Origin of the sequence: Tabrizicola sp. YIM 78059 (genome assembly GCF_004959785.1) — a bacterium.
GTDB lineage: Bacteria > Pseudomonadota > Alphaproteobacteria > Rhodobacterales > Rhodobacteraceae > Tabrizicola > Tabrizicola caldifontis.
Window position 1 is genome coordinate 260,544 of record NZ_SJZH01000001.1, and the last position, 17,162, is coordinate 277,705.

Annotated in this window: 19 protein-coding genes; 8 read left to right on the plus strand and 11 right to left on the minus strand. The window is 64.3% G+C overall.

Annotated features, from left to right (window positions below; all coding sequences use genetic code 11):
* Positions 1-36 precede the first annotated feature (36 nt).
* From EZM81_RS01215 to EZM81_RS01235, 5 genes are all read right to left on the minus strand, one after another.
* Entirely contained in the window at positions 37-927 is an 891-nt protein-coding gene (locus tag EZM81_RS01215) for an alpha/beta fold hydrolase (RefSeq protein WP_248298097.1), read from the minus strand.
* A gap of 16 nt (positions 928-943) precedes the next feature.
* Positions 944-1,861 carry a homoserine O-succinyltransferase gene (gene metA, locus EZM81_RS01220; RefSeq protein ID WP_135447041.1) on the minus strand — a complete coding sequence of 306 codons (918 nt, stop codon included), beginning with the start codon at positions 1,859-1,861 and terminating at the stop codon, positions 944-946.
* A gap of 36 nt (positions 1,862-1,897) precedes the next feature.
* Positions 1,898-2,758 (minus strand): ATPase, encoded by an 861-nt coding sequence (locus EZM81_RS01225; RefSeq protein ID WP_136644493.1) that lies wholly within the window; start codon positions 2,756-2,758, stop codon positions 1,898-1,900.
* A gap of 98 nt (positions 2,759-2,856) precedes the next feature.
* On the minus strand, positions 2,857-3,954 hold the full coding sequence (locus EZM81_RS01230) for an outer membrane beta-barrel protein (RefSeq protein ID WP_136644494.1): 1,098 nt from the start codon (positions 3,952-3,954) through the stop codon (positions 2,857-2,859).
* 81 nt (positions 3,955-4,035) lie between these two features.
* Positions 4,036-4,932: a DMT family transporter gene (locus tag EZM81_RS01235; protein WP_136644495.1), complete on the minus strand. Its 897-nt coding sequence runs from the start codon at positions 4,930-4,932 to the stop codon at positions 4,036-4,038.
* Between the two features lie 161 nt (positions 4,933-5,093).
* Between EZM81_RS01235 and EZM81_RS01240 the strand changes: the two genes are divergently transcribed.
* Complete coding sequence (locus EZM81_RS01240; RefSeq protein ID WP_169052269.1) at positions 5,094-5,687, plus strand: outer membrane protein; 594 nt, start codon at positions 5,094-5,096, stop codon at positions 5,685-5,687.
* Positions 5,688-5,810: 123 nt separating this feature from the next.
* On the opposite strand, the gene guaA is transcribed toward EZM81_RS01240, so the two are convergent.
* A complete protein-coding gene (guaA, locus tag EZM81_RS01245; RefSeq protein ID WP_136644497.1) occupies positions 5,811-7,385 on the minus strand; it encodes a glutamine-hydrolyzing GMP synthase in 1,575 nt (524 codons plus the stop codon).
* 216 nt (positions 7,386-7,601) lie between these two features.
* Between guaA and EZM81_RS01250 the strand changes: the two genes are divergently transcribed.
* Positions 7,602-9,143 carry a trimethylamine methyltransferase family protein gene (locus EZM81_RS01250; RefSeq protein ID WP_135447026.1) on the plus strand — a complete coding sequence of 514 codons (1,542 nt, stop codon included), beginning with the start codon at positions 7,602-7,604 and terminating at the stop codon, positions 9,141-9,143.
* A 61-nt stretch (positions 9,144-9,204) separates the two neighbouring features.
* Here the strand turns inward: EZM81_RS01250 and EZM81_RS01255 are convergent, their stop codons facing one another.
* A complete protein-coding gene (locus EZM81_RS01255; protein WP_136644498.1) occupies positions 9,205-9,489 on the minus strand; it encodes a DUF6477 family protein in 285 nt (94 codons plus the stop codon).
* Positions 9,490-9,682: 193 nt separating this feature from the next.
* Here EZM81_RS01255 and EZM81_RS01260 point away from each other — a divergent pair, with 193 nt between their 5' ends.
* Positions 9,683-10,834, plus strand: coding sequence for a DUF6456 domain-containing protein (locus tag EZM81_RS01260; RefSeq protein ID WP_136644499.1), 1,152 nt, complete (start codon positions 9,683-9,685; stop codon positions 10,832-10,834).
* Positions 10,835-10,840: 6 nt separating this feature from the next.
* On the opposite strand, the gene EZM81_RS01265 is transcribed toward EZM81_RS01260, so the two are convergent.
* Positions 10,841-11,413: a hypothetical protein gene (locus EZM81_RS01265; RefSeq protein ID WP_248298098.1), complete on the minus strand. Its 573-nt coding sequence runs from the start codon at positions 11,411-11,413 to the stop codon at positions 10,841-10,843.
* Between the two features lie 172 nt (positions 11,414-11,585).
* Here EZM81_RS01265 and lipA point away from each other — a divergent pair, with 172 nt between their 5' ends.
* Positions 11,586-12,530: a lipoyl synthase gene (gene lipA / locus EZM81_RS01270; protein ID WP_136644501.1), complete on the plus strand. Its 945-nt coding sequence runs from the start codon at positions 11,586-11,588 to the stop codon at positions 12,528-12,530.
* 299 nt (positions 12,531-12,829) lie between these two features.
* Here the strand turns inward: lipA and EZM81_RS01280 are convergent, their stop codons facing one another.
* From EZM81_RS01280 to hpt, 3 genes are all read right to left on the minus strand, one after another.
* Positions 12,830-13,717 carry a c-type cytochrome gene (locus EZM81_RS01280; protein WP_136644503.1) on the minus strand — a complete coding sequence of 296 codons (888 nt, stop codon included), beginning with the start codon at positions 13,715-13,717 and terminating at the stop codon, positions 12,830-12,832.
* Between the two features lie 66 nt (positions 13,718-13,783).
* A complete protein-coding gene (locus EZM81_RS18165) occupies positions 13,784-13,960 on the minus strand; it encodes a hypothetical protein (RefSeq protein ID WP_169052270.1) in 177 nt (58 codons plus the stop codon).
* Positions 13,957-14,496, minus strand: a complete 540-nt coding sequence (gene hpt / locus EZM81_RS01285; protein ID WP_135447016.1) for a hypoxanthine phosphoribosyltransferase — start codon at positions 14,494-14,496, stop codon at positions 13,957-13,959. The genes EZM81_RS18165 and hpt overlap by 4 nt, the downstream gene beginning before the upstream one ends.
* 206 nt (positions 14,497-14,702) lie before the next feature.
* Here hpt and EZM81_RS18735 point away from each other — a divergent pair, with 206 nt between their 5' ends.
* The 4 genes from EZM81_RS18735 (at position 14,703) to EZM81_RS01305 (ending at position 17,132) form a co-directional block, all read left to right on the plus strand.
* Entirely contained in the window at positions 14,703-15,044 is a 342-nt protein-coding gene (locus EZM81_RS18735; protein ID WP_371685706.1) for a tetratricopeptide repeat protein, read from the plus strand.
* A 108-nt stretch (positions 15,045-15,152) separates the two neighbouring features.
* On the plus strand, positions 15,153-15,398 hold the full coding sequence (locus tag EZM81_RS01295; RefSeq protein ID WP_136644505.1) for a hypothetical protein: 246 nt from the start codon (positions 15,153-15,155) through the stop codon (positions 15,396-15,398).
* Positions 15,399-15,570: 172 nt separating this feature from the next.
* Positions 15,571-16,053: a type II toxin-antitoxin system RatA family toxin gene (locus EZM81_RS01300; RefSeq protein WP_135447009.1), complete on the plus strand. Its 483-nt coding sequence runs from the start codon at positions 15,571-15,573 to the stop codon at positions 16,051-16,053.
* The gene (locus EZM81_RS01305) at positions 16,050-17,132 is read left to right on the plus strand and encodes an AI-2E family transporter (protein ID WP_135447007.1); all 1,083 of its coding nucleotides are present in this window, start codon (positions 16,050-16,052) and stop codon (positions 17,130-17,132) included. Before EZM81_RS01300 ends, EZM81_RS01305 begins: the two co-directional genes overlap by 4 nt.
* Positions 17,133-17,162: the final 30 nt, after the last annotated feature.

Here is a 17,162-nt window from a genome sequence, read left to right on the forward strand (position 1 = left end):
GCCTCCCGTTTTGCCGCAGTATGGCGAATGGTCCGGTCAGCGCAATGCGGCGCGGTCGATGGCTGTGATCACCGTTTCGGGGTGCGAATGATGTGGCATGTGGCCGGCGCCCTTGATCACGGTCAGCCGCGCGTCGGGCAGCAGCCGCGAAAGCGGGCGTGAGTGGATGTCGATCGGAACGATCCTGTCCGCGCTGCCATGGATAAGCTCGACCGGCAGGGTCAGATCCCGGTAGCGGTGCTGCATCCCGACCAGTTCGGCGCGCAGAGCATTGACTTGGGCGGCATTCGCGGCCAGGGACTGACGCCGAAGGATCAGCGGCATGCCCAGGTGTTCTTCATAACCGGGTGGAACAGGGTCCGGCGCAAAGACATCGGCAGTGGCAGACCGGATATAGGCCCGCGGCACGAAGGCCGAGGCCAGCGGGGCGGCCAGCGCCCGGCCGGGTTTCGTCGCGGTGACCCTGTACCAGGGGTCAAGCGTGCCGGGCCAGGGCAGCGAGGGCGAGCCAACCAGAACCAGCGACCGCGGCCCGCCCTCCAGCGCCCAGGCCAGCGCAACCGCGCCGCCGTAGCTTTGTCCAAGAACCACGGGATTGCGGACGCCAAGCCGCGCCAGCCCCGCCGCGATGTGCCGTGCCTGCGCGCGCAGCGACACCTCGTCAAGCGGGTCGGAATGGCCAAGGCCGGGGCGGTCAACCACTGTCACGCGGAACCGGTCGGTCAGCCGGTCGCGCAAGGCATGGGTGAGGTCGCGCAGGGAACCGGAGGCCCCGTGAATCATCACCAGATCGGGGCCGCTGCCGACCATTTCGTAATGCAGCTTCCGACCTTCGACAGGGATGAAATCGCCCGACGGGGGATAGGCTGCCAGAGCCGCCGCCTCGCGTGCCGAGGCGCGCCAGTGCGTGGCGCCGGCAATGGTCAAGGCAGCGATGAGGAGGCTAGCGGCCAATCTCGTTCAGGTCATATGGCGTGGTCTGGTAGATCTCGTTGATCCAGTTGCCATATAGAAGATGGGCGTGGCTTCTCCACCGGTTCAGGGGCGGCATCGCGGGGTTGTCATCGGGGTAGTAGTTCACCGGCACGTTGATCGGCGTGCCATTGGCCACGTCGCGGTCGTATTCCTGTTTCAGCGTGTCGCTGTCGTATTCGAAGTGGTTGAAGATGTAGAGCGCCCGATGCGCTGCATCCTCGACCAGACAGGGGCCGACTTCGTCGGAGCCAAGCAGTGTCTTCAGGCCCGGAACGGCGTCGATCTCGGCCTGTTTCATCTCGGTCCAGCGGCTGACCGGGATCACGAAGTCATCCGAGAAACCGCGCAGATAGGGCGATGTCGGGCAAAGGTTCCTGTGCCGGAAGCAACCGAAGGCCTTGGCCGGCAGCATGTGTTTCTGGACCCGGTGGAAATGGTAGATCATCGCCATCCCCCCCCAGCAGACGCCGAAGGTGGAATGCACGTTGGTCTGGGTCCAGTCGAAGACTTCGCACAGTTCGCCCCAATAGGTGACTTCCTCGAAGGGCAGGTGCTCGACCGGTGCGCCGGTAATGATGAGGCCGTCGAACTTTTCTTCCTTCACCTCCTGGAAGGGTCGGTAGAAGGTTGCCATGTGTTCGGCCGCGGTGTTCTTCGTCTGATGCTCCGTCATGCGGATCAGTTGCAGGTCGATCTGCAGGGGCGTGGCGCCAATCAGGCGGGCGAACTGGTTCTCTGTCTGGATCTTCTTCGGCATCAGGTTCAGAAGCCCGATGCGCAGCGGGCGGATGTCCTGCCGCGCCGCGCGTTCGGGCGTCATGACCATGACGCCCTCGTTCCGCAGAACTTCAAAGGCGGGCAGGGTCTCGGGCAGGGTGATGGGCATCTTTCGCGTCCTTCTGGAGCGGTGGATGTAGAGGGATCAGACCTGACGATCAAGCGCGCGGGCGATCAGAGCGTCGAAGCCTGTGGCGGTGCGCACGGCTGACACCTCTTCCGCCGTCACGGTGACGCCCCAGCGCGCCATGGCGGCATAGCGCGGCTGGCGGTGTGCCAGCGCGCGGGCATAGGTCCAGCGCACGAAATGATCTGGATCGCAGGATTCTTCAGTAACATCGTGGGTTGCGCGGTATTCTTCCCACATCGCATGAAGAAAGTTCGGCTGGTAATACATCGGCTTGGGCGCGCGATCGAAGCGGCGGACCAGTTCTGCCGTATGCGCCTCGGACCCCTTGATCCAGACCAGAAGCAGCGTGTCGGACAGCTGCCGCATCACCGGGTCGCCGGGATCGTCCGGCTCCACAACCTCGCAGATCGAGCCGGAGGTGTCGCAGACGAAATTCGGATAGCCGTAGATCTCCTCGGCCCGTTCGATGAAGCGGGCGGTGTCAAGGGTAGCGGCGATTTCGGCCTGGCGGTGCTGTTCCTGCCGCTTCATGTATTCGGCAAAGGGCACGCCGCCTCGTGCCGGGTCGCCGGGCTTTCCCAGATAGGTGGACAGGGGCGCAAGGTTGTCGAAGGTGATGTTCGACGCGATGTAGACGCTGTCGGTCATCAGCAATTCCCGAAGCAGCGGCACCTTCATCGCCTCGCGCTTGAAATTGTCGGCGATGTATTCGCCCATGTAGCGGGTGCCGATCCGGTAATCGACCGAGTAGTGGAACCACGACCCCTGGTCGCGCAGCATGTTGGCAAGATGGGTCTTGCCCAGGCCCGACATGCCGAACAGCATCACCCGCTTGCGTGGGGCGGCCAGATAGTCCTTGCCGGAAGCATATATCATCGCGTCACCTCTTCGCGGCCTGTGTTAGCCGCGTGCCTTTGGCTTCACAACGAAAAACCCCGCCAGAAGGCGGGGTTTGCAGCGGCAGTACGCAAGGCTCAGAAGGTGTAGCCGACGCGGATCCCGACACCAAGCCCATGGTTTCCGCTGAAGCTTGCGCTGACCGGCGGGTTCGTCGTCGCATCACCGATATCGACATACCGGATGCCGCCGGTTATCTTGAGGCTGTCCATCGTATAGGTGACGGCAAGGCCCGCGCTTCTGAACCCGTCGGTTGGGCCGAGGTTGCCCGTCAGTTCGCCATCGGCCGGCTCATAGCCAAGGATCACCGCGCCGGACCAGTTTTCGCTGAAGCGTCTTCCGATGCCAAGATTGTAGGTCACCCGATCGTTCGGATAATCGACCAACGCTTGCCCCGAGGTGGCGAGCAGATAGGCAGGCGGTGCGATCACGAATTCCGACCAGTCCACCCAGCGGATCGAACCGAACAGCAGTGTGTCCTTGGCGATGCCCGTCTGGAATTCCAGGTTGAGAGATTGCGGCACCTCTGTCTCGAAGCCGGCGGCCACCACGCCGAATTCAAGTGACTCCAGTTGATGCGTTATCGCCGAATTGTAGGTCAGCGCCACCCGCGCGGCAATCTCGGGCTTTTCCCAAGCGACACCAACGACATAGCCGAATTCGGAATCGTCATTTGTGTCGAGCGTGTAGCCCCCCAATACCGGATGCGCCACCAGCGGTATCGACACCTCGCCGTGCACGGTCTGATACCGCAAGCCGCCATAGAGCGAGACGTTGCTTTCGAACCTGTAGCGCAGCAGGGCGGTGACGGCGCTGGACGTCAGCGTCGCGGTTGTTCCGGCAAGCGGATAGGACAGCGGTCCGAATGTGCCGGGGTAGGCCACATCGGCGCCGATCGGCTGGTCCACGATGACGGCAAGGGCCATCCGGTCGCCGATGTCCATCTTGTAGCCGAGACTCCAGGAATTGAAGCTTGACGACATGTCGCCCGAAGGAAGCAGCCCGCCCAGAACCGAGCCTGTGACCGTCGGATCGAAATGCCCGAAGCTCAGTTCCGCGTAGCGGCCCTTCTCGAACAGGATCGCGACTGATTGTGTCGAACGCTCGACACCCCCGGCCTGCGCCCCGGATGCAGCGGCCGCCAGCGCGGCGGCCGAGCAGAGAATACGTTTCATTTTCCCCCATCCCATTTGCGAGATTTCCCCTGACCGAAACGCTAAGCGCAGGTTGAAAACCGGTCAATTGATGACGCCGCGTCACGGATTCGTGACCTTGCGCTGTTGCCTGTCCGCACGGGTTTCGGCGTTCAGATTGATCCAGATGCCCAGAAAGATCAGGCCGACGCCCAGGAAAAGGCTGGCCTCGACCGGTTCGGCGTAGAACACCGCGCCAATGGCCGCGATGATCGGCAGGCGAGCGAAATCGACCGGCACCACCACATTGGCCGGCGCCAGCGACAGGGCCGTGGTCAGGCAGAGATGCGCAGTCACGCCCGCAACTGCGATGACGCAAAGCCACGGCAGGGTGGCCAGGGATGGCAGTGCAACCCTGCCGTCCCACAGCACCATGACGCCACCCAGAACCGCCTGCATCAGCGTCAGCCAGAACAGGATCGCGATGATGGGCTCGTTCCGGGTCAGCCGCTTGGTCATCAGCGTCGTCGAGGCGAAGAAGAAGGCGGCGCCGGCGGCGGCCATGATGCCCGGGTCAAGGGCGGCGAAGTCGGGGCGGGCGACCACCAGGATGCCGGCAAAACCCAGGGCCGCCGCCAGAAGCCGCGATCGGGTAAGCCGTTCGCCAAGGACCAGCGGCGCCAGCAGCATGACCCAGATCGGCGAGGTGAACTCCAACGCGAAGACCTGGGCCAGCGGAATCAGGGTGATTGACCAGAACCACAGCGACTGGCCGGTGAAATGGAACAGGTTGCGCAGAACGTGGCTGCCCAGCCGGTCAGCCGTGATCTGACCCTGCCGCCCCAAGGCAAGCGCCGCGCCGACGACGATCAGCCAGCCGATCACCGACCGGTAGGCAAGGATTTCAAAGGTGTCATGCTCGCCCCCGATCTCGCGCGTGGCAATGGCCATCGAGGTGAAGGCCGCGATGGAACCCGTCATCCAGAGCGCGGCGGCAAGGGGGCGGTGGGTCCGAGTCATGAGGCCGGACCCTCGCTGCGCCGGGCGGCAATGTCCAGAGGCGCCGGGATCGATGTTGATTTCATGCCACATCCCGAAAGTTGCGGTCTCTCGGGCTGATGCAAGGCCAACAGACATCTGTTAACCTGTTCTCAATTTAAGTGAACTTCGAGGAGCGAGTAGTGCGTTATCTCATCTCTGTCGCTGCGGCGCTTGCGCTGTCATCTGCCGCGGGATCGGTGTCGGCCCAAGGCGCCGACTGGTCGGGCCTTTATGGTGGTCTGTCGATGGCCACACATGACGGGGGAAACTACTACGACGGAAGCGACACGGTAACCTACGATCTGGAGGGGCCCGCGTTCGGTGCCTTCATCGGGTACAACTGGGGCAACGGACCGCTTGTGTACGGGGCTGAACTGGCCGCATCGAAGGGTGGGGTATACGAGGTCGAACCGGACGGTGGCACCAGCTACAAGGACGAGTATGAATATACCCGCTTCCTCGACCTGAAGGGGCGTGTCGGATACACCTTCCACAATGTGCTGCTGTACGGCACGCTTGGAGTCTCGCGCGCATCCTTCCTGTCGGATGAAACGGTGACAATCGACACGACAGGCACGGTTTTTGGCCTGGGCGCCGATTACCAGTTCGGTGGGCGCTATTTCGTGGGCGCGGAATATCTGCGCCGGCAGTATGACTTCTACGACTTCAATCAGGGGTCTGATATCGAGGGTGATATCAATACCTTCACCCTGCGCGGCGGATTCAGGTTCTGAACGCGGGCGACGGATCCACGCTTTGACCGACGTTTTCCGGGTCACAAAGGGCCGCCCCATGGGGCGGCCCTGTCGTATTTCGGCGTTCCGACTGTGGGCAAAGCCCTTCCGGGGGCAACCGGGCTATTCCAGCTCGATCGTTCCCGGCGGCTTTGATGTGCAGTCGTAGAAGACCCGGTTGATGCCCTTGACCTCGTTGATGATCCGCGTCGCGGTTTCCGACAGGAATTCGTGGCTGAACGGGTAGTAGTCCGCGGTCATCCCGTCCACGCTGGTCACTGCGCGCAGGGCCAGCGCATAGTCATAGGTCCGCCCGTCGCCCATCACCCCCACGGTGCGCATCGGCAGGATCGCGGCGAAGGCCTGCCAGATCTCGTCGTAAAGCCCGTGGCGGCGGATCTGGTCGATATAGACCGCATCGGCCTGGCGCAGGATGTCTAGCTTTTCCCGCGTGATCTCGCCCGGGCAACGGATCGCAAGGCCCGGTCCGGGGAAGGGGTGGCGGCCGATGAAGGCCTCGGGCAGGCCGAGCTCACGGCCAAGCGCGCGCACCTCGTCCTTGAACAGTTCGCGCAGCGGTTCGACCAGCTTCAGCCCCATCTTCTCGGGCAGGCCGCCGACGTTGTGGTGGCTCTTGATCGTGACCGAGGGCCCGCCCGAGAAGCTGACCGATTCGATCACGTCCGGGTAAAGCGTGCCCTGGGCAAGGAAGGTCGCCCCGCCGACCTCGGCCGCGTGTTTCTGAAAAACGTCGATGAAGAGCTTGCCGATGGTCTTTCGCTTCACCTCGGGGTCGCTGACGCCCTCCAGCGCAGAGAGGAACAGATCGCTTTCGTCGGCATGGATCAGGCGCATGTTGTAATGGTCGCGGAACATGGAGACGACCTGTTCCGCCTCGCCCAGCCGCAGAAGCCCGTGATCGACGAAGACGCAGGTGAGCTGGTCGCCGATCGCCTCGTGAATCAGGACGGCGGCGACGGACGAATCCACCCCGCCCGACAGTCCGCAGATCACCTTGGCGTCGCCCACCTGTTCCCGGATCTTGCGGATCGCCTCTTCCCTATAGGCGCCCATGGTCCAGTCGCCCCTGAACCCGGCGAGGCGCACGAAATTCTCGAACAGCTTCGCGCCCTTGGGGGTATGGTGTACCTCGGGGTGGAACTGGACGGCGTAAAAATGGCGTTCGGGGTCGGCGGTTATGGCGAAGGGCGCGTTGGGCGAGGTGCCCAGCACCTGGAAACCGGGGGCGAGCTTCGAGACATGGTCGCCGTGGCTCATCCAGACCTGTTCGCGGGCCAGAGGGCCGTCCTCGGGTGGGAACCAGCCGGCAAGGATCGGATGGGTCAGCTCGGTGGGGCTGACATAGGCCTTGCCGAATTCGGCCGTGCCGTGCCCCCCTTCGACCTGACCGCCGAGGCAGTGCATCATCACCTGCTGGCCGTAGCAGATGCCAAGGATCGGCACGCCCAGATCAAAGAGGCCCGCAGGGGGCATTGGGGCGTTCTCCCAATACACACTGGCCGGACCGCCCGAAAGGATCACCGCCTTCGGCGCGAAGTCGCGCAGGAAGGCCTGGTCCACGCGGTTGTAGGGGTGGATTTCGCAATAGACCTTCAGTTCGCGCAGGCGGCGGGCGATCAGCTGCGTCACCTGGCTGCCGAAGTCGATGATCAGAAGGCGGTCATGGGCTTGGGTCATGCGCCCGCGTAGCGCGAGGTTTCGGCCGAAGCAAGGGGGTGGCGGGGCCCGGAGCCGGGGTTACGCCCCGCAGACCCGGCCGGAGGGGTCGGTCGCTGCAGGCAAAGGTCGGAATCCGCGCCGGCTCTTGTCGCTTTTGGTTGGCAGGTGACGGAAACGGGGGACGGCACGGCAAGGTTTGGCGGCATAAGGGCGGCAAACTGACGGAGGTCTTAGATGAACGAAGTGGCAGGGCGCCGGGCGCGCAGTGGGGGCGGCGCAAGCCGCCGGGCGGAACGCACCGCGATCAGCTTCGAGACCGCGCGCTTCATCCAGCGCAACATCCCGAACTTCGAGATCCTGAACGAGGAAGCGCTTCAGATCATCGAGCACAACGCCGAGACGGTGCTGGAAGAGATCGGGGTCAACTTCGTCGAAAACCCCGAGGCGCTGGAGCGTTGGCGCCAGGCGGGTGCCGACGTGAAGGGCGAACGTGTGCACATCCCGCGAGGTCTGGCCCGCAAGCTGTGCGCAACTGCGCCGTCCAGCTTCACCCAGCACGCCCGAAACCCGGAGCGCAATGTCGAGATCGGGGGGCGCAATCTGGTTCTGGCGCCGGTCTATGGCCCCCCCTTCGTGCGCGACATGGAAGGTGGTCGCCGCTATGCGACGCTGGAGGACTTCCGCAATTTCGTGAAGCTGGGCTACATGTCGAAATGGCTGCACCATTCCGGCGGCACGGTCTGTGAACCTACCGACATTCCCGTGAACAAGCGGCACCTGGACATGCTGCTGGCGCACATGACGCTGTCGGACAAGCCTTACATGGGGTCCGTCACCGAACCCTCGCGTGCCGCAGATTCCGTGGCGATGTCGAAGATCCTGTTCGGGGATGACTTCGTTGACCGCAACACGGTGATGACGTCGCTCATCAACATCAACTCGCCGCTCACCTTCGACGGCATCATGATGGGCGCGCTGGAGGTCTATGCCAAGGCCAACCAGGCAGCGATCATCAGCCCGTTCATCGTCGGCGGCGCCATGGCCCCGGTGACGGTGGCGGGGACGCTGACGCAGGTGCTGGCCGAGGTGCTGGCAGGTGTGGCCTATTCGCAGCTGATCCGTCCGGGCGCACCGGTGATCTTCGGCGCCTTCGTGACCTCGATCGACATGAACTCGGGCGCGCCCACCTTCGGCACGCCCGAGGCCGCGCACATCACCTACGGCGCGGGGCAGCTGGCGCGGCGGATGAACCTGCCCTACCGGTCGGGCGGGGCATTCTGCGGCTCGAAGCTTCCGGATGCGCAGGCGGCTTACGAGACGGCGAACAGCCTGAACATGGCGCTGCTGGCTGGGGTGAACTTCATGCTGCACGCCTGCGGCTGGCTGGAGGGTGGGCTGGTATCGTCCTATGAGAAGTTCGTGATGGACGCCGACCAGTTGGGCACGCTGCACCATCTGGCACAAGGCATCAGCATGGACGAGAACGGCCAGGCCATGGACGCGATCCGCGAGGTGGGGCCGGGCGGCCATTACCTGGGATGCTCGCATACCCAGGCCAACTTCAAGACAGCCTTCTGGCGGTCGGACCTGCTGGATTACAAGCCATTCGAGACCTGGGCCGAGGAAGGCAGCCGCGACACGCAGACGCTGGCCGCCGAACGGGTGAAGAAGCTGCTTGGCGATTACCAGCCCCCGGCGCTGGACGAAGGCATCCGCGAGGCGCTGGAGGCCTTCGTGGCGACCCGCAAGGCCGAGATGCCGGACGCCTTCATCTAAGCGTCGGCTTAACCGGGCGAAGGGGCGGCGCAAGGGCCGCCCCTTTCTATCTCAGACCATCTCAGACCATCGCGCTGCGCCGCAGCAGCTGTGCTTCAGCCAGAAGGGCAATCAGCACTTCGATGTGGCGCGCCGCCGAATAGCGCGCATCACCCTGCTGGCGCGTTGCTTCCAGTTGTGCTTCTGCCTCGATCAGGCGCGGCACGGTTTCTTCAGGTGACCCTACCGACCGGACCAGGCGGCGCAGATCGCGGTCGCGGTGGTATTCTGCCAGACCGAACCGCGCCGCGCGCATGAGAAGCCGCGGGCGACGCAGGGTGGCAAGCAGGGTCCAGACATCCGACATGGGGCACTCCATCCTTTGGTGGAGGTGACTATGCAGCAGAACAACCCAGCGTTGCGCGCTGAGCCAGGCAGCGCGCGGAGGTTACCGAAAAGTTTAGGATTTCGGATCAAGGGTTAAGGCCGGCCGAACGCTTAACAAACAGGTAACCATTTCCACCCAAGGTTGCGGATGTCCCTGGCCGGACTTCGCCTGAATGCTCGGGGTGGACAAAGACGGGACGATCGACTTGCCAGACCTGACTGCTGCCAGCCTGCCTTCCTGGCTGCCCGCTGCCGTGCGCCACTACCTTGACCATACGGAGGAGGGCACGTCCCTTCGCGCGCTTGCGCGGCGCGAGGGGATGCATGCTTCCACGATCCTGCGCCAAGTGCGCCGCTTCGAGGGCCGGCGCGAGGATCCTCTGATGGACGAGGCGCTTGATGCGATTGCCCGACTGGCCCTGCGACCGGCCGACGACCCAGCCCGAAAGGAAGACGTACCCATGTCAGCTGCCATGCGTCACACCGCAAAGACTGTCCTTTGTGACGAAGCCGCCCTTGCCCGCGAAGGCCGCCGGGTCTTGCGCCGACTGGTCGAGCCGGGAGCGGTCCTGGCCATTGCCCCGGAGATGGAGAAGGCGGCCGTGCTGCGCGAACTGCCCGATGGCCGCAGCCTGCGCACCGCAGTGCTGGACCGTGCGGTGGCGCAAGCCTTCATCCTCAAGGACTGGATCGCCTGCCGCAAGGCGGGCCGGGTTTCGGCCTACGAGATCACGGCGGCGGGCCGTGCCGCGTTGAGGCGGATGACCGAGGAGGAAGAGCGGCGGCGTCGGGGTCTGGCCGAGGCAGGCGCAGAGTTCGGCGATCAGCACCGGCATTGGGATGAGCGTGAGGTGATCGACGACGACGGGCCGCGCAAGGTGCGCTACAATGTTGCGGAAAGCCCGGTAGCGCTTCTGGGTCGCAGACTGGACCGGGACGGCAAGCCCTTTCTCGAGCCCGATCTGGTGGACGCAGCCGAACGGCTGCGCGAGGATTTCGAGCTGGCGCAGATGGGTCCGCGCGTTGCGCAGAACTGGGACAGGTTTCTGACCGGCGGTGACCGGGGCACGTACAGGCCCGACAGCGGTCTTGCCGAGGGGCCTTCGCAGGCCAGGGCGCGGGTGGCTGCGGCACTGCGCGATCTGGGGCCTGGGCTGGGTGATGTCGCATTGCGCTGCTGCTGCTTCCTGGAAGGGCTGGAGGTCGCCGAAAAGCGTCTGGGCTGGGCAGCGCGTTCGGGCAAGATCGTCCTCAGGATCGCGCTGATGCGTCTGAGACGGCATTACGACGAAACCTATGGCAAGGCCGGCCCGCTGATAGGCTAGGGCGGATCAGGCCCCCGCGCCGCGCAGGATCAGCACAAGCGAAACCGCCCCCAGCCAGACCGAGGCCAGCCGCCGCAGCAGATGCAGCGCGCGCGGCTGGCCGCGCGACCCGCCCCGCAGCGCGGCGCCAGTTGTTGCCCAAAGCAGGGCCACTGCCACGACCAGCCCCGCGAAGATGGTCAGATTTGCGCCCAGCCGTTCGGGCGAAGGCAGGATTACCAGCCCGAAGATCAGTGCCTTGGGATTGAGCGCCGTGGTCACGAACACTGCGCGGGCATCGACAGGGCCCACCTCTCCCGTGGCGGGCAGACCCCACAATCGAACCGCCAGCACCGCCACCCACATCCCTGCTGTCAGCGTGACGGCAGCATGCAGCCCTGGCCAGGCGGCCAGCACCGTTGCGCCGACCAGCGCCAACGGCAGGATTGGCGTCAGATAGCCCGCCAGTTCCGCCGGGATGAGCCGTGCCGCGCCGGCAAGGCCGCGTTCGGCCCCCGCGACCAGCATCAGCGTGTTTGTCGGCCCCGGTGTCACCAGCAGCGCAATCACGGCTAGGGTCAGTTCCGGCAATGTCATCATTTTCTCCTCATGGCGCCTGTCTGCCCCGTCGGCAAGTTCCGGTCCTTGACCCGGATCAAGTCTTGTCCCTTTCGCAAGGGGGGTGAGCAGCGTTGTGGGGGCTCTTCGCGTTGCCTTGGCGGCCGTTTGGCCTTATCTGGCAGGAAGGACGGTCCGTCAGGGGGGAACTTTCGTGCGCGACCTCAAGCTTCCCGAACAGCGCCACCCCGAAAAGGCGCATCGGCCGGACAATGCCCAGCCAAAGAAACCGTCCTGGATCCGGGTAAAGGCGCCGACGTCGGAAGGCTACAGGCAGACCCGCAACATCCTGCGCGAAAAGAAGCTGGTCACCGTCTGCGAAGAGGCCGGTTGCCCCAACGTGGGCGAGTGCTGGTCTCAGGGCCACGCCACCATGATGATCATGGGCGAAATCTGCACGCGCGGCTGCACCTTCTGCAATGTGGCGACCGGCAAGCCGCAGGCGCTTGATCCCTTCGAGCCAGGCCGCGTGGCCCATGCCGTGGCCGAGCTTGGCCTGAACCATGTCGTTGTCACCTCGGTCGATCGTGACGACCTGCCCGATGGCGGGGCAGAGCATTTCGCACAGACGATCCGGGCGATCCGACACCGCCGGCCCGAGACGACGATCGAGGTGCTGATTCCCGATTTCCTGCGATGCGGGCCCGAGGCGCTGGAAGTCGTGGTCGCTGCGCGACCGGACGTGCTGAACCACAACCTTGAAACAGTGCCGGGGCTTTATCCCGAGGTGCGCCCCGGTGCGCGCTATTTCCACAGCCTGCGGCTTCTGCAGCGGGTAAAGGAGCTTGACCCGCTGATGTTCACCAAGTCGGGCATCATGGTCGGTCTGGGCGAGGATCGGCAGGCCGTGCTGCAGGTGATGGATGACATGCGGTCGGCCGGTGTCGATTTCCTGACCATCGGCCAGTATCTGCAACCGACGCCCAAACACCACGCCGTGGCCCGCTTCGTCACGCCCGAGGAGTTCAAGGCCTATGAGACTGCCGCCTGGGGCAAGGGGTTCCTCATGGTCTCGGCTACGCCGCTGACGCGGTCCTCGTACCATGCGGGCGACGATTTCGCCCGCATGCGGACGGCCCGGCAGGCGGGGCGAGGCTGAGGCGATTTTTCACAGAAAATCAGAAACGCATGCGTATCGGGCCGCTGTTGCAGACCACGATGCACCGGGTGTGGGTCAGCAGCAGGTGAATCCCGCGTCTTCTGACCTCGATAATTAAGCGATCATGGCCAGCTTCGGCAGCAACCCAGCCGATGGCGCGAAGCACGAAACCCCCTTGGGCGGATCTGGCGGAGAGGACTTGATCGATCCAGGCATCAGGATCTGTGGTTCGGTGACGGCAACAAGAAACGCACATTCCGGCAGCATCGCCGCGGCAGATTGAGGACAGTTTTCCCCCGTCATGGAACCCCGGGCACGGCCAGAAGGTATTCTGCGACGGCCATCCGATCGCCTTCCGGCAGGCGGGCCATGTTTTCCACCACATGAACCATGTGCCCGCCCACGCTGTCGAAGTCCGGGGTGAAGCCGGTTGTCAGGTACTGCACGATTTCTGCTGCGCTCCAGCCCAGCGCGGTGGGCGTGATGTTCGGAATGCGGCCCTGACCCGAGGGGTTCGGCGCCCCGGCCAGCCAGCGCGAGGCATCCATGCCGCCCAGCGCGTCGCGGGGCGTGTGGCATTCGCCGCAATGGGCCAGCGCCTCGACGATATAGCGGCCGCGGTCTGCGGTGGGTGTCAGGTTGCCGTCCCGTGCCCAGCCTTCGTTCAGATACAGCAGCTTCCAGATGCCCAACATCCCGCGGATCGAGAAGGGGAAGCCGATCTCGTGCGGCTTGCTGGGCGTGGGATCGGCCGGCAGTGTCCTGAGAAAGGCGTAAAGATCCGCCACGTCCTGCATCCGCATCCTGGCATAGGAGGTGTAGGGCAGTGCAGGGTAGTAATGTTCGCCGCCCGGGCTGACGCCGCGTTTCAGTGCATTGGCGAGGTCCAGAAGGCTCCAACCGCCAATTCCGTGAACCGGATCTTGGCTTATGTTCGGTGCGATGAACGTGCCGAAGTCCGATGGAAAGCGCTGCCCCCCGGAAAGCACCAGTTGCGCCTCGCCCCTGGCGCCCTCGGCCATGTGGCACGAAGCGCAGCCGGCTGCCCAGAACACCTGCTCACCGCGCGCGGCGTCGCCGCTCAGGCCCGCCACGGCAGAGGCAGGTAGTGGCTTCGGCCGCGCCAGATACCACAAGCCCCCCGCGCCCATAACCGCAAGCACCATCAGCCAGCGCAAGACCCGCATTGCTCGCCCTTTCCTTTGTCGCTTTGCGTCGCTGTCCAGCCTAGGGGGCCGGACGGGCCTGTCCAGTCACGGTTTCGCGGACAGGCGGTTCACCGTCAGCCATTCGGGCCAGCCGAAGGCCCATTCCCAGGCGGCGATCGCGATGCACACTGCGATCACGCCGAGGACCAGCTTCACCCGGCCTTCCGAGGGTGGATTCTGTGCCCAGCGCTTGGCGCGGACCAGCCAGTGAATGATGTTCATGCCGATTCCACGAAGCGCACCTTGCCAATATAAGGCAGGTTGCGGTTCCTTTGCGCGAAGTCGATGCCGTAACCGACGACAAACTCGTCGGGAATTTCGAAGCCCGTCCAGTCGGCCCTGACCGGCACCTCCCGCCGCGAGGGTTTGTCAAGCAGTGCGCAGGTCTTTAGCCGCGCGGGTTCGCGCGCCTTCAAGAGGTGCAGGACATGGGACAGGGTAAAGCCCGTGTCGATGATGTCCTCGACCACCAGCACGTCGCGCCCTGCAATCTCTCCTCTCAGATCCTTCAGGATGCGCACCTCGCGGCTGGAATGCATAGCATCGCCGTAGCTGGAGGCTTCCAGGAAATCCACCTCTACCGGCAGGTCGATCTCGCGCACGAGATCGGCGATGAAGACGAAGGATCCGCGCAGAAGGCCCACCACCACCAGCTTGTCGGTGCCCCGGAAATGCTGGGTGATCTCGCGCGCAAGGGTCTCGACCCGGGCGGCAATGGCCTTGGCGCTGATCATCTGGTCGATGACATATTCGGACATGTGCCTTCCCCGCGCGTCATCCGGCTTTAACCCTCCCTTCCTTGCGCCAAGCTGGCACGGTTTCAAGAGGAGTATTGCGATGCAACGGTTGCTGATGGCCATCTGTGCGGTCGGGCCTGCCGCGCCGCTGCCGGTTTCGGCGCAGCCGGAAGATGACATCGAGCGCTTTGGGTCCGGCTGATGTTCGCGCGCGGGGACAAGACGCGATGGTTCCGAAGCTTGAGGTTCCGGTCTCGCGTGGGCATGCGCGGGCACAGGCGGATCCCGGATACCTTCACGAAAAGGGCCCTGGTCGCCCCAGGGACAAGGTGCGTGGCCAGGAACTTGCGCTGGCATCGGCAGAGCAGGGCTTTGCCACCGCCAGGCAAGACGTGGGCAGTCGCCATCAGGATGGCTTGGCCGGCGTGCCGGTTGATGAGGTGAAGGCGCGTGAATGGTACCGGAAGGCCGTGGCAGAGGACTGTCTGCCATCGTTGACGGCGCCCGGACACATGCTGTTGAACGGGAAGGGGGGCGGCGGATCGGACCACGTTGCTGGCCTTTCTTGAGCATGCGGTCTACCTTGGAGATCCGATCGCAACCGGTGAACTGCCCTGCAAGACAAGGGCGGCCACGGTGTCGATCATTAAAAGGAACATGCCCGCAGACCGTGCGGGGTGGCGGCGGCCCACCGCCTTGACCGGGCGGAAGGCGACTGTGGCAAGATGCCGGAACAGGGCGATTCCGGGCTGTCAAACATGCTTCGGGCCGATGCCTTCCATCAGCGATCGGCCGGGCAGGAATACCCGATGGCGGGAATGGACCCTGCCGAGATGATCAGGGCCGACCCTGATGCCGACGATGACCAGCAGGTTGAGCCGCTGGCCTGGTGCCACTGGGCCGCGGTGAAACCGCCCATTTAGTTTGTCACCGGTCAGGACGGCCGCTGCATCCAGTTCGAGGCCGAACAGTCAGCCGACGCTCTGGCACGCGCACACGCCCTTGCCGACTTGCCGAAACCTTCTGACCCCGCGACAGGGCGGCGCTTGATCTTCGGGGCCGGGCAGGCCACATGTCGGAAAAAGCCCGACTGCAATGCCAACCCATTCCGAGACCAAGCGCCTGCCCTACACGGCACGCCAGATGTACGATCTGGTGGCCGATGTCGCATCCTATCCGAAATTCCTGCCCTGGAACTCGGCCGCCCGCATCCGGTCGCGCCGCCCGATCCCCGGTGGCGGCGAGGTAATGGAGGCCGATCTGGTGATCAGCTTCAAGGTGTTCCGTGAACGCTTCGGCAGCCGAGTGACGCTTTGGCCGGATGCGCTGAAGATAGACACCGAATACATAGACGGCCCTTTCCGCCACATGAAATCCAACTGGGCCTTCCGCGACGTGCCCGGTGGCTGCGAGGTGGATTTCCACGTCGATTTCGAGTTCCGCAATGCTATCCTTCAGGGCATCATCGGCGTGGTGTTCAACGATGCCATGTTGCGGATCGTGCGCGCCTTCGAACGCCGCGCGGCAGAGCTTTACGGGCCAGTCGCGGCACCCGGCAAGGAACAGGGACAGGGATGAGCAACCGCACGGAAACCCGCCCGATGGGGATCATAACTGCCGCGGCGGGGATGCTGATGCTGATCCTGGTCGTCTGGGTGCTTTACGTCGCGCAGAACGTGCTGATCCCTATCGCCTTTGCCGTGGTCGTGGCCTTCGTCCTCTGGACGGTGGTCGACTGGATGGGGCGGGTGCCGGGGCTCAGGCACATGCCGCTTTTCCTGCGCCATGCGCTCGTGCTGGGGCTTTTCGTCTGGGCCATCGTGCTGCTGATCGGCACGCTGCGCAGCAACGGCGAAGTGCTTGTGCAGCGCCTGCCGCAATATACCGCGAACATTCTGGGTCTCGTTAAGCGCTTGGACGACGCCTACCGGATCGACGAATTCATTCCCGGCGGGCTGTCCTCGGTCGTCGCTTCGAACATCGACGTGACCGGGGTCGCGCGGCAGGCGCTTGGCGCGATGGGCAGCCTTGGCGGGCTGATCGTGCTGATCCTTCTCTATACCGCCTTCCTGATGATTGAATACACCGGTTTCGTGCGCAAGCTGCACCTTGCCTTTCCGACCGGCAAGAAGGCCGATCAGCTGATCGCCTTGTCATCTGACATAAACAGCAGGATCGGCGGCTTCCTTGCGGTCAAGACGCTGATCAACATCGTCCTGGGGGCGCTGAGCTATGTCGCGCTGAAATGGATGGGGGTAGAGCTTGCGGGTTTCTGGGCGATCTACATCGGGGTGCTGAACTATACGCCCTACCTGGGATCGGTGGCGGGCGTCGTGGCCCCGACGCTTATGGTCCTGGCCCAGACCGGCGAGATCAAGGCAACCCTCATCGCCATGGCGGTGCTGTCGGCGCTGCAATTCGTCATCGGCTCGCTCATCGAGCCTCAGGTCATGGGGCGCCGGATCAACCTGTCGCCGATGATGGTGCTGGTGGCGTTGGCCTCGTGGTATGCGCTCTGGGGCCTGCCGGGGGCGGTCCTGGCCGTGCCGATGACGGTGATCATCCTGGCCGTTCTGGGCGCAGTTTCCTTCACGCGGCCGATTGCGGTGCTTCTGTCGAACGACGGCAAGATCGGAGATCCAAGGCGAAGCGATTGATCTGACGCAACGGAAAGCCGCCTGGCGGAC